Below are 13083 nucleotides of genomic sequence, written 5' to 3'. Positions count from 1 at the left end.
GGTGTGATATTTCTTTTTGAAGGGATGGGCTTGGCATGAAAGCAAAGACAATCCTGCACAATATCGTTTTGCTATTTTCCGTTCGCCGTTCGATTCAAGCTCAAATCTTCGTCTCCTTCCTAGCCCTCTCGGCGATTGTCCTGTCCGCTGTTACATGGATCTGGTACTTCAACACGGCCGAGACGATCAAACACAATGCGATCCAGAATGCGCGCAGCAATATTGTCCAGGCGCATAACAATCTGGAAATCGTCCTCAAAGATTTCGTCAGCATCATTACGCTCGTATCGATAGACCGCACCAATGTGGTCGGCGTGCTGGAGAGGAAACAAGACCAGTCCGCTTATATCGAATTTCAATTGCAAAAGAAATTGGAAGACTACCTCGGAAGCCTATTCGCTTACAAATCTTATATTACGGCAGTCAGCATTATCGGGTTTAACGGAGAAGAGTACAATTCCGGTTTTCCTTATCGGTTTGTCTCCTATAAAGATAAGCCCTGGTTCCAGGACATTCTTGCAGCAAACGGGAAACCCGTCTTCTTCAAGCTAGAAAGCGACGACTACACGGTAGCCGGCACAACGCTTAAGCCCGTATTGGTTATTGGCCGGACAATCAAATCCAACGATAAAGCCATTGGCGTTGCTCTGTTGTATGCCCCGTACGATATTATCCGCAAAGTGTACGATAACGGACCGCAATCCGCGACGAGATTTATCGTGTCCGACAAGCAAGACCAGATTATATTCGAATCCAATCCCGGGGGCGAGATACCTCCTCAATTCCAGGATGTCGTGGAACGGGATGGTCAACTGTACGTGAAGCAACGCTCCGCATTCTCGGGTTGGACGACGATTGGCGCTGTATCCGTCGATTCGCTTATTCACGATACGGTCAAGCTGCGCAACCAAATGTTTGGCGTGATTGGGCTCGCGCTTGTTGCCGTTCTGTTCGTATCGATCATTATTTCCAGGCGCATCACCAAAAATTTGCGGCGTTTGCGCGACCGGATGGTCAAGATTGACGAAGGCAATCTCAAATATGTGAAGCCGCTGCAGTCGAAGGACGAGGTTGGCCATTTGAGCCAGGCGTTTAGTGAGCAAATGGGCCAAATCTATAGCTTGCTCGAGGAAGTCAAGCGGCGCGAACAGCAAAAACGGAAGGCCGAGATTAAAGCGCTGCAGTCGCAGATCGATCCGCATTTTTTGTATAACACCTTAAACACGATTCAGTTCTTGGCGCAGCTGCAACAGGTCCCGAATATTAGGGAAGTGACGACGTCGCTTATTGAGCTGCTAAGGGATATGGCCAAAAGCGATAGCGAATACACGTCTCTGGAAGACGAAATCACCAATCTGGAAAGGTACGTGAATATTCAAAGCTACCGTCTCGTCCAACCGTTTACCGTACATTATGAGATCGAAGAGGAAGCTCGGAAATATTTGATTCCAAGGATGCTTGTGCAGCCGCTGCTGGAGAATGCGCTTATCCACGGAATAGAACCCGTCAAACACAAAGGCATGATCAGCGTGAAGATGCTGGCTGAGGGCAATCGCTTAACGATAGCCGTAACGGATAATGGCGCAGGCATACCCGAAGACAGATTGGTTCGTCTCGCGAATATGCTGACGGAGCCAGTCGAGGTATCTCCGGGCAACGGCTCTTCTCCCCATAACCGCTTCTCGGGACTTGGCGTCATGAACGTTGCCCAAAGAATCCGGCTGTTATTCGGCCGTGAATACGGGCTCCGCATTTACAGCCAGCAGGGTCTCTTCACGACGACCGAACTAACGTTGCCTATCATTCATAGCGTGAAGGAGGATGCTTCATGATTCAGGTATTGCTGGTCGAAGACGAATTAATGGCACGTACGCATATCCGTTCGCTTCGGGTATGGGAAGGCCACGGTTACCGGTTATGCGGAGAGGCAACTAACGGCGAAGCGGCCATTCGGATGATCGGCGAGCTGGAGCCGGATGTCATACTATCGGACGTTGCCATGCCGCATATGGATGGCGTCGCCTTATCGCATTATCTGGTGGAACGGAAGCTTGGCATTCCAATCATCATGCTCAGCAGTTATGACAGCTATGACTATGTGCGCGAGACGTTAAACAATGGCGCCGTTGATTATTTGCTGAAGCATAGACTTGATGATGCGTCTTTGCTTGCCGTACTCGAGAAAGCCAAGCGTGAACGGCTTCAGAAGCGGGCGAGCCATAACGTTAGCGTCAAGCCGCCCGGAACGATCGATCTTCTGGCCAAGCAGAGTATCGTGAAGGAGCTTGCGCTTGGGCATATGGGAGGCACGCATGAGATCGAAGCCTACTTCCGCATGAATGATACGGGCTTTGGGACCCGCAATTTGGTCGTTGGCGCCATGTCTGTCGTTCATTCCATGGTGGACTGGAGACATTCGGATAAGGATCGAAGCCTATTTATCCGGTCTGTGCTTGAATTGTGCCAGAGTCAGCTTGAAGGGATTGTAGCCCATATCGGCGAGGATCAATTTGTTCTTCTGTTCAGCTTCGAGCATGTAAGAAGCGAATCGCAAATCGCCTATCTGCTCCAGGAAGAAAAGGAGAAGCTAAGGGGAATGTTCGCCAGGTTCATGAACGTCCAGATCAGAATCGAGTTCAGCCGGTGCGGACTCCGGTTAACGGAGGTGGCGGACGGTTACCGGCAGGCGAGGGAGAAGTTCATGTCGGCGAGTGATACCGATGTCCGGCAGCAGGAGCGGGGAGATTCGAACTACCATGTGTCAGCGGGCGGACTCAGCATTAAGATGGAGAAGCTGCTGCTAGGCGCGTTTGATCAGAAAGACGAGGCGGAGTCATTATCGTTAATCAAGCGGATCTTTGCGGAACTTGCGGAACAAGGCGCCACTTCGGAATCGGTCCGGTTGACGCTTACGGAGATGGTTCAGCTTGCGGTTAAGGTAGGGCTCAAGCATGGCGCAGAGGCCGATACGCTCGATAGGTTAACCGTGCCGGTACAGTCAGGTCTGAGGAATGCCGCAGGACCTTGGGAGCTGAAGGAGCAAATCATCGAGTTGTATGGCGAGCTGATTGCTATTCTCCGCGCCAAGGACCAGCCCGCGTACAGCGGATATGTGGCAAAGGCGATCCGCTATATGGAATCCCATTTCCGGGACAATATCTCTTTGCAGTTAGCCGCAGAGCACGTCGGAATAAATACGTCGTATCTCAGCTCTTTGTTCAAGAAGGAGACGGGAATGTCGTTCGTTGAATTTCTGAACCGGAGACGGATCTGCCGCGCGCAGCAGCTGCTAGGCGAAGGCGTGTCGGTCAAAGCGTTATATATGCAAGTCGGCTTCAACAACTACAACTATTTCTTCAAAGTATTTAAAGATATCACCGGAACAACCCCCCTCGATTACGAAAAAAACGCCTCTCAATCCGGTTAACCCGTAAGCAATGGCTGCGCCTCCGCAAGGAAGTGCAGCCATTTGCTTAGCATCCAAAGATATTGGAGTTTAATCCAAAAATATTGAAACTTTCCAATAAACTATCGATGTTACTATAAGTGTGTAAGGGCTTACATATTAGGGAGGTTACACGATATGAAGACTAATAAACTTATTGGCGGATTGCTGACTCTGTCTCTCGCGGGTTCATTGCTAGCCGGTTGCGGCAGCAGCAACAACGGGGAGCCGGCTGCAAACGGCGGCGCAAGCAGCGATAGCGGGGCTAAAGGAAAAACAAAAATCACGTTCTGGAAATGGATTCCGACGGAAGGCCAGATGCCGGAGCTCGAAGCGGCGTTTGAGAAAGAGAATCCGGACATCGATCTGGAAGTGACGCATGTCGGCGAATCCGGCGCTTATTTCCAGAAGTTGTCCGCGGGTCTTGCAGGCGGGGAAGGTCCCGACGTCATCGCCATGCAGGTTGGCGCAAACGCCAATCAGTATAAAGAGTTTCTTGAACCGCTTGCGCCATACGCAGAGAAAGAATGGGGCGCGGATTGGAAAAGCAATTTCCTTGATGTTGCGCTAGAGCAAGCTGCTTATTCCGGCGACGATTTCCGCGTGCTTCCGGGCGGCATGACGGCAACTCCGGTCATTTTGTACAATGCAACGATGTTTGAGAAATACGGCCTGCAAGTTCCAAAAACGCTGGATGAATTAAACAACGTTATCCAAGTGTTGAAAGAGAAAGAACCGGGCGTTATTCCCGGCGTTGGCATCGGCGCCAAGGACGGATGGACGGATCGCGACGTATTTATGGGCATCGTGAACGAGATTGCGCCGGGCAAAGTGTACGACGCTCAAGAAGGTAAAATTCCATGGACGGACCCGGATATTGTGAAGGCGTTCCAAGTGTGGGGCGACTTGTTCAAGAACGGCGTGTTCTCCGATGGCGCGATGGGGCAATCCCCGTATCCGAACGTAAGCGACAGCTTTACGAAAGGCAAATCCAGCATGTTCTCCATTGGCACCTGGCATCTCAGCGGCTTCACCAAGGTAGCGCATGATCAAATGGTGAAGGACAAAACGATTACGGAAGATACGCATTGGGGTATGTTCCCGTTCCCAAACTTGTCCGGCGGCAAGCAAAACATGGTTGCGACGGTTGATATCGCGTGGGGGATGAACGCCGACTCCAAGCATAAAGACGCCGTATGGAAGTTCATCAAATTTATGGCTGCCGGCGAAGGCCAGAAGTTGTGGACGAATACGCTGCAGGTTCTGCCATCGCAGAAGGGCGTGCAGGTTACGGCCGAAATGGCGGGCAAGACGGAAGAGCAATCGCTGCAGACCGTGACGGATTTCATGTCCAATAATATTAGCGGGGCGCGCGAGCTCAAATATCCGGAGCTTCAGAACGCCTTGTTTGACGCTCTGCAAGCGGTAGCGCTTGGCGGCAAAACGCCGGAGAAAGTTGCGGAAGATATCGAAGCCGTATCCAAAACGGTACAACGCTAATAGGAACCGGTGAAAAAAGAGGAGCTTTCCTCCTCTTTTTTCATTGGCAAGGAGTGCAGGAGGATAGGAGGAAGGCATGATGTTTCCCAAGAAAAGAACGGCTTACGATTATGACGCGTATTTGTATCTGATCCCGGCTCTGTTGTTCATCGGATTATTTATTTATTACGGTGCCTATTTCAACGTGTATCATAGCTTCTTTAAATGGAACGGCATCTCCAGAAATATGACGTTTATCGGCTTTGACAACTACGTCACGCTGGTGAAAGATCCTAAATTCATAAAGGCAATAACCAATACCCTGACCTACATGGTCATCACGGTTATTCTCCAAGCTGTCATCGGACTATTTGTAGCCGTTGTGAATGACTCCTTGTTTTTCGGCAAGCGGTTATTCAAATCACTGTTCTTCCTGCCGAATATTATGAGCCTTGTCGTTGTGGCGGTGATCTTTACCGAGCTGTACAACTTCAATACAGGGGCGGTTAACGAAGCGCTAAGAGCGATTGGCCTCGAGAATCTCGTCCGGGACTGGACGGGTGATCCTAATTTAGCGCTGTTTGCGGTGATGGCGACCAATATTTTTACCTATATGGGCTTTAGCATGATTATCTATTTCACGGCGATTACCCAATTCAACCAGGAAGTGATCGAATCGGCCAAGATGGACGGCGCCGGCTTCCTGCAATTATTTACGCGAATGATCTTCCCGATGCTAAAAAGTACCCATTCCTTGCTGCTGATACTCGGCATCATTGGCTCGCTTAAGACGTTTGATCTCGTCTGGCTTATTACCGGAGGCGGCCCGGCTCGGTCCAGCGAAGTGGTGTCGACATATCTCTACCGCAGTTACGTTCTCGAATACAAAGGTGGCTACAGCGCGGCTATCTCCAATCTGATCATGATGATTGCCCTTATGATGACTTGGGTTCAGAGCCGGATACAGAAGAAATGGGATGTTTAACGGGTAAGCTTGCGATGTGCGAGGTAAGAATTGCTTTGTTTAGGAGGCAAGAAGATGATATTCGATAGAAAAGATATAATCGGCAGGACGATTGTACAAGTCATCATTGTGGTTATGGGGATCGGTTGGCTGTATCCGCTTGTTCGCATGCTGCTCAAATCGCTGGAAGGCGGCTTCGTGAACAACTATTCAGCCGTATTTACGGATCCGGGGGTATACCGGTATTTCTGGAACAGCATTGTTGTTGCGTCCATGGATATCGTCCTTACCCTAACTTGCGTCACGCTTGCGGCCTACGCGTTCGCAAGATTGCGCTTCCCGTTTAGGACGCCGCTGTTTCTGCTGATTATTATCGGGATGATGATTCCGGGGGCGGGATTTATTATTCCATGGTTTATGACGATCAAGAAGCTGGGCTTAATCGATAACCCGCTTAGCCTTGTAGGTCCGCATGTGGCCGGCGGCATACCGTTTGGCTTAATGCTGATCCGTACCTTCTTCGAAGGAATTCCGAAGGAGATCAATGAAGCTGCGATTATCGACGGCGCGAGCAAACATGTCATATTCCGGCGCATCTATTTGCCTCTGGGCATGCCGGCGATCGCAACCGTGACGATCTATACGTTCCTCGGTTCATGGAACGATTATTTGCTGCCGCTTATCTTCCTGCAGAACGAAGCCGCGATGACGGTTACGCTCTTGCCTCAGAAGTTTGTCGTATTCGCGGGAACGAATTACGGCAAGATCTCCGCGGCGCTTATGGCGATCAGTATTCCGATTTTTCTCGTCTATTTGTTCGGCCAACGGTTCCTTGAGAAAGGTCTCACGGCCGGCAGCGTGAAGTAATTCATTATGATTCAAAGGAAGAAGGGACTAAAGCGTTGTTGGAATTAACGATAGATGAGCCGGATCGTCTCGTAAAGGTCGCGCATGCGCTAAGTACCTCTACCAGAATCGGCATCATCAAGCTGCTGCTTGCCAAACCGAATCTAAACGTTATTGAAATAGCTGCTGCGCTCGACATTCCCATCTCTACCGCCGCCACCAACGTAAAGGTGCTCGAAGAGGCCGAACTTATTCTGACCGAGCTGCAGCCGGCCTCCCGCGGAGCAATGAAGGTATGCAGCCGGAATTTCGATGACGTGCGCATGATCCTAAATCCGATTGCTTTCTATCAGAATCAGAGCAAGATGGTTGAAGTGGAAATGCCGATTGGCCATTTCATTCAATTTGATATCTTTCCAACCTGCGGAATGGCGGGTGGTTCGGGGATGCTGTTTCCGGAAGATGAGCCGGACAACTTCTATCACCCGGACAGCCGGACGGCGGAAATTATTTGGCTGCGCAAAGGTTGGGTCGAGTATCGTTTTCCAAGCAAAATCCCGCCTGGAGCAAAGGTGAAGTCGCTCGAGTTCTCGCTTGAGATTTGCTCGGAGGCACCTAACTATAACAATGACTGGCCTTCGGAGATAACCGCTTGGGTGAATGATGTAGAGATCGGCTCCTGGATCTCGCCGGGGGATTTCGGAGATCACCGGGGCAAGCTGAATCCGCCTTGGTGGAACGACTCCAGCACCCAATACGGGCTGCTCAAAACATGGGCAATCGAGGAGAGCCGCAGCACGGTGGATAATGAACAATGCTCTGAAATTACGCTTCGCGAGCTGCATCTGAACCAGAAGCCGTATATGACGTTCCGAATTGGACTAAAGCCGGATGCCAAACACCAAGGCGGCATGAATCTGTTCGGCAAATCGTTTGGCGATTATGCGCAAGGCATAATGATGCGGATGCAATACGAATGATAGGGGCAACCGATCAAAGCGATCGGTTGTCTTTTTTTTGTTTCAGGAATTTTTTGTAATTTGAAACGGCTATGCTATTATTTGCGTATGTAGCAATTGTAACTAGTTTAGGAGGGAAATCTTGTAATGGTATCGGAAAGCAATCAGAAAGAGCGGTTTATACACTTATTGAAAAAAGGAAACACTTCATCGGCAACTGCCGCACTTGGTAATGCGGGAATTGCAATCATTAAAGGTTTGCGGCGATTACGACGGGGAGCGGGGCAATGTTTGCATCCACCATGCACTCGATAGCAGATGCAGTGAACCAGACTTTCGTATTTGCGGGAAGTGTCCTAGCGGAAAAGAAACCAACCCGGCGTTTTCCGACCGGTTTCGGACGTGTCATTAATTTGTTTTGCATGGTTGCGGTCATTGTCGTAACCGTCATGGCTTATGAGACCATTCTGGAAGGGTTTCATTTATTGGCTCACCCATCGGCAGAATCTCATGGATTCTGGTTAAATTTGATCGTGTTGCTCTTATCCGTTGCGGTAGATGGATTTGTCCTTATAAAAGCAACAAAGGAAATTGTTCACGAAGCGCGAATAGAGGCTAAGGGTTTAGCCATCTTTCCGGTGGCATTCAAAAATGTTGGCCGGGCAGCTCCTCCGACGCGATTAGTTTTTTTTGAGGACTTAGTGGCTACCACCGGCGCGCTGTTAGCACTCCTTGCGGTAATCGTCACATCAATGACAAGCTTTAAACTTCTGGATGGCATCTCAACCCTGCTCATCGGATTATTGATGATTGGGGTTGCCTTTAAAGTCGGATACGATAATATGGTTGGACTTATTGGCGTCTCTGCTCCAAGAGATGTTGAAGAAAAAATCGCGAAAATCATATTTGAAAATACTTACGTAACCGATATTTATCAGATGAGAGTTTTGCAAGAAGGACGTTATTACCATGTAGAGGGCCTTATAGAACTTCGCCCCGGATTAACCCTTGCAGACGCGGATGATATTAAATTCAAGATTAGGGATACGTTGCTTAAAGAATCCGAAATCGCGGACGTAACAATAGGGATTATCGAAGATAACGGAGTTAGAAACTGGAATCCCGATCCGGTTAATGTATAATTGCAGGTCGCCGGCAGCCGATAAGTCATCGGCTGTTTTTTTTGTTAAAATAATCAAACATTGCTGGTATAATTCCTTATTGAGGCTAATCAAAATAGAATTAGATCATGAAATGCCTTAAACGGGGGATCGTATGGTTTCAATATTTAATGACCAGAGTCTTTTTATACGCGTATTTGATATATCTCCAATCGGGATGGCTTTGTTAACTTCAGACGGACGAGTCAATATGGCTAATCCATCTTTATGCAACATGTTAGGTTATAGCGAAGATGAGCTAAAAACGCTCGACTTTTCATTTTACACCCATCCCGAAGACTTGGATGCGGATTTAGAATTGTGGTGCAAATTGGTTCATGGCGAAATGGACGGTTACCAAATCGTTAAGAGATATTTCCATAAATCGGGGACCGTTATGTGGGGGCTTTTGAATGTTACGGTCGAAAGGAACCTTCAGGGGATTGATGGCAACGATGCATTCATTTCTCAGATTGTAGATATAACCGAACAGAAGAAGAAAGAGGAAGAGTACAAGAGGATCGAAGAACTGCATCATCTGATTTCCAATCACTCGCAGGACGTTATTTTGCGCGTAACACCCGAAGGAGTAATCTCCTACGTCTCGCCGGCTTCCCGCATCCAAATCGGATACGAACCGGAAGAACTTATTGGGCAATTAGCCTATAATTATTGGCATCCGGAGGATTTGCACCGTAACTGGTTAAGTAACGATCAATCGGATAGCCGAATATATATTTACCGTCTGCGGCATAAGGCAGGTCATTATATATGGCAGGAAGCACATTCCAAAAAAATAAGAAATGCCGCGGGTGAAGTTCAACATGTCATCAGCATGGGGCGCGATGTAACGGAACGCGTACATTCCGAAGAGTTAATACGCAGATCCGAGAAACTTTCCTTAATCGGTCAACTTGCAGCAGGGATCGCCCACGAAATTAGAAATCCATTGACGAGCTTGCGCGGATTCATGCAGATGTATTTGAAAGAGGATCTGGACGGTTCAAAGAAACTGCGCAACGATGTGATGATAGCCGAGATTGATCGCATCAATGAAATTGTAAGCGAGCTTCTCGTGTTGGCGAAACCTTCGAACGAGGTATTCGAGTTAAGGGATGTCGCGCAACTATTAACGCATGTTACCAGATTGTTTGAAGGGCAAGCCAACCTGTATAACGTTCAGATCAAGAAAGAGTTAGAGGCTAACCTACCCTTGATCGAGTGCCAGAGCAGCATCAATCAAGTATTTATCAATGTAGTGAAAAATGCCATTGAAGCCATGCCAACTGGCGGAGAAGTCATGATGCAAGCCAACCAATTGAACGGTAACATCTACATTCGAATCAGGGACACGGGACAAGGCATCCCATTTGATGAAATCAACAAGATCGGCAATCCTTTTTATACGACCAAAGAGTCGGGAACCGGGTTAGGGTTAATGGTGTCGATGAGGATCATCGAAAACCATAACGGGACGATGCGATTCGAAAGCGAAGTTGGGAAAGGAACTTTGGTGGAAGTTGTTTTGCCGGTTGATAAATAACAATGATGTATAGAACCTAACTAGATAAACAAAAAAACTGCCGACGCGATCGACAGTTTTTTTTTGTTTTTCAAAGGATTGACTTCCGATGATTACAAATGTAGTATTGATTACAGTTGTAATATTGATTACATACGTAGTCTAAAGTGGAGGTAGAGGTTTATGAAAGATGTTTCACGCATTTCCGATGCTGAGTGGGAAGTAATGAAAGTATTATGGGCGAAATCTCCAATGACTGCGGGCGAGGTCATAGAGGCTTTGACAGACATAACCGATTGGAGCCCTAAAACCATCAGAACTTTGCTTACCAGATTGGTTCAAAAAGAAGTGATAACTTTTGATTCAAACAGCAAACCTTATGTCTATTCTCCTTTAGTTACGGAAGAAGAAACCACGCAGGCTGAAACAAAATCGTTTTTGAAAAGGCTGTATGGTGGAGTAGCTCTAAAACCGATGTTGGTTAACTTTTTGAAGCACGAGAAATTGTCTAAAGAAGATATCGAAGAATTAAAAAGCATTCTAGACGAAAGAAAGGAATAAGCCAGATGACGGTTCATCTTTCTGACTTTTTTAAATGGATCTTATCTACCTCGTTTATGGGCAGCGTACTGGTCGTCATTATTATTACTGTTAAATGGATGCTCAGAGATAAATTAAAGCCTAGATGGGGTTATCTGATCTGGATGCTTTTGATTCTAAGATTATTGCTGCCATGGACACCTGAAAGCTCGTTTAGCTTGTTTAATATCTTTCATATGAATGTTGGCAATCATGTTGGCGTGGAGAGTGAAGCTACTTCAACCCCTCCGATGGTTACGCCTAGCTTCGAGACTACGTCCTCTACAGAAGAGCACTCTTCCTCTCAGCAGAATGAAATGGTGACTAGTGAAAGCAATACAACGGTTGAAAAACCGATTTTACTCATACAAATTGCTTCTTGGATATGGTTGATCGGAACGATTCTATTCATTGCTGTTATGCTTCGAACAAATATTCATTTTGCCAGGAAAATAAAACGTAAAAAAATCTCTGATCCAAACATTCAGTATTTGTTGGAGTCTTGTAAAGAAGAAATGAAATTACGCAGAAGTATTACGTTAATTCAGTCGAATCGAGTCTCCAGCCCTACACTGTTTGGATTATTTAAACCGAGGATGTTGTTACCTGACAACGCACTAAGTACATTAAGCGAAGCGCAGCTACGGTACGTTTTTTTGCATGAGTTGTCGCATGTGCGAAGAAATGATATTCTCGCGAATTGGTTAATGAACATTTTGCTAGCTTTTCATTGGTTTAATCCCTTCCTTTGGTACGCCTACAACAAGATGAGAGTAGACCAGGAATTAGCATGTGACGCGTTGGCTTTATCGAGAATTACACCGGAAGAGTCCAAAGACTATGCACTGACGATCATAAAGATGCTAGAGACCTTCACGAAACCCGTTTATTTAGCAGGGGCTGCAAGTATTTTGGGGAATAAGAAAGAATTGAAGAGGAGACTGATTATGATCGCTTCGCCAGTAAAAAAGTCATACAAATGGTCTCTGCTTGGCATTGTAGTTATCTTGTTTATTGGTGGTACAGCATTAACTAATGCGAACACGAGGGAGAAGGTTGATGCAGCAGCAGTTACAGAACAAACAACCGCTACCGAAATCGAGGAACTAACAAACGTTTGGGCGAATGCGCTCAAAACGCGAGAAGGAAAACCGCGCTACGACATGATGTCTGCAAAAGCAAAAGAAAAGTTTGAACAAGAACAGATCATCAGAGCAGGTGAGGACTGGAATTTTAATATAGGAGTTTCAAGTCCATGGGTTATTGATTATGAGAGTAAAATCGACGGTCTGAACGTTGTTATTACTTATGTTACGAAAACAAGCGAGCCGGCTTATTATAAGACAGTGGAATCTGTATCGTTCGTGAAAGAGAATGGTAAGTTTGTTGTTGATGATTATGAAATCTTAACTGATGGCGAATTGATTCATACTGGTACTATGATATCAAGAACAGACTATGATCGTATGATGAAAATTATTATTTCAGTTAATAAAGGAGAACTTCCTGTTACTGCTCTTAAAGATGCTAAGCTAATATTACAAAGAAAAGACGGTTTAAATAATTTGTCCCGTTCTGTTAGAGAAGAGTATTTGAAAGAAAATGGGATGACGGTATCTGCTACAGACCAACAAGGTATTACTGAACAAGAATATTTAGATATGTCTTATATCATTGGTGAAGTTAATGCTGGGGATTTACCGATTGCAGCATTAAAGGATGCCGAACCATTACTTCAAAGAAATCCTGAAATGATTACGAAAGAAACATGGGCAAAATATAACGCATTGAAGTCAGATTATCAGACAAATGAACAGGGTGAAACGTATGGTCATGGACCATTTACTGGAGTAGAACCAGACTTGATTAAAGCTGAAGGAGAAAATGGGGTTGTTGGATATGTAAAAGCTTCTGATCTGTCGCCATCATATTCATCTCCTGAAGAAGCGTTGGCAAATCAAGAGTTGCTCAATAAGTCTGAATACCGTTCTATTCATTTATATAAATCAGATGGAAAAACCATCATTGGCGAATTCAGAATGTATTCTTCAAAGTAAAACCGCCTAGCTAACTACCTTGTTGTTCAAACAAAAAACCTCCCCTATACGATAGTTGGCGATCAGGCCGAC

Annotated in this window: 9 protein-coding genes and 1 pseudogene; all 10 read left to right on the top strand. The window is 46.6% G+C overall.

Annotated features, from left to right (window positions below; all coding sequences use genetic code 11):
- Nucleotides 1-35: 35 nt before the first annotated feature.
- The 10 genes and pseudogenes from QQK89_RS02010 (at nt 36) to QQK89_RS01965 (ending at nt 13011) form a co-directional block, all read left to right on the top strand.
- Nucleotides 36-1832 (top strand): cache domain-containing sensor histidine kinase, encoded by a 1797-nt coding sequence (locus QQK89_RS02010; protein WP_284236741.1) that lies wholly within the window; start codon nt 36-38, stop codon nt 1830-1832.
- Entirely contained in the window at nt 1829-3427 is a 1599-nt protein-coding gene (locus QQK89_RS02005; protein ID WP_284236740.1) for a response regulator transcription factor, read from the top strand. The genes QQK89_RS02010 and QQK89_RS02005 overlap by 4 nt, the downstream gene beginning before the upstream one ends.
- Nucleotides 3428-3583: 156 nt before the next feature.
- Entirely contained in the window at nt 3584-4945 is a 1362-nt protein-coding gene (locus QQK89_RS02000; RefSeq protein ID WP_284236739.1) for an ABC transporter substrate-binding protein, read from the top strand.
- A gap of 76 nt (nt 4946-5021) precedes the next feature.
- Nucleotides 5022-5909 carry a carbohydrate ABC transporter permease gene (locus QQK89_RS01995; protein WP_284236738.1) on the top strand — a complete coding sequence of 296 codons (888 nt, stop codon included), beginning with the start codon at nt 5022-5024 and terminating at the stop codon, nt 5907-5909.
- A gap of 54 nt (nt 5910-5963) precedes the next feature.
- The gene (locus QQK89_RS01990) at nt 5964-6755 is read left to right on the top strand and encodes a carbohydrate ABC transporter permease (RefSeq protein WP_284236737.1); all 792 of its coding nucleotides are present in this window, start codon (nt 5964-5966) and stop codon (nt 6753-6755) included.
- A gap of 35 nt (nt 6756-6790) precedes the next feature.
- Nucleotides 6791-7714 carry an ArsR/SmtB family transcription factor gene (locus tag QQK89_RS01985; protein WP_284236735.1) on the top strand — a complete coding sequence of 308 codons (924 nt, stop codon included), beginning with the start codon at nt 6791-6793 and terminating at the stop codon, nt 7712-7714.
- A 126-nt stretch (nt 7715-7840) separates the two neighbouring features.
- Nucleotides 7841-8835 (top strand): annotated as a pseudogene (locus QQK89_RS01980) (cation diffusion facilitator family transporter).
- A 133-nt stretch (nt 8836-8968) separates the two neighbouring features.
- Nucleotides 8969-10396 (top strand): PAS domain S-box protein, encoded by a 1428-nt coding sequence (locus tag QQK89_RS01975; RefSeq protein WP_284236734.1) that lies wholly within the window; start codon nt 8969-8971, stop codon nt 10394-10396.
- Between the two features lie 162 nt (nt 10397-10558).
- Nucleotides 10559-10936 (top strand): BlaI/MecI/CopY family transcriptional regulator, encoded by a 378-nt coding sequence (locus QQK89_RS01970; RefSeq protein WP_284236732.1) that lies wholly within the window; start codon nt 10559-10561, stop codon nt 10934-10936.
- A gap of 5 nt (nt 10937-10941) precedes the next feature.
- Nucleotides 10942-13011 carry a M56 family metallopeptidase gene (locus tag QQK89_RS01965; RefSeq protein WP_284236731.1) on the top strand — a complete coding sequence of 690 codons (2070 nt, stop codon included), beginning with the start codon at nt 10942-10944 and terminating at the stop codon, nt 13009-13011.
- Nucleotides 13012-13083 lie beyond the last annotated feature (72 nt).

It is taken from the genome of Paenibacillus glycanilyticus, from assembly GCF_030161375.1.
GTDB lineage: Bacteria > Bacillota > Bacilli > Paenibacillales > Paenibacillaceae > Pristimantibacillus > Pristimantibacillus glycanilyticus_B.
This window is presented reverse-complemented; position numbering and strand designations above follow the sequence as displayed.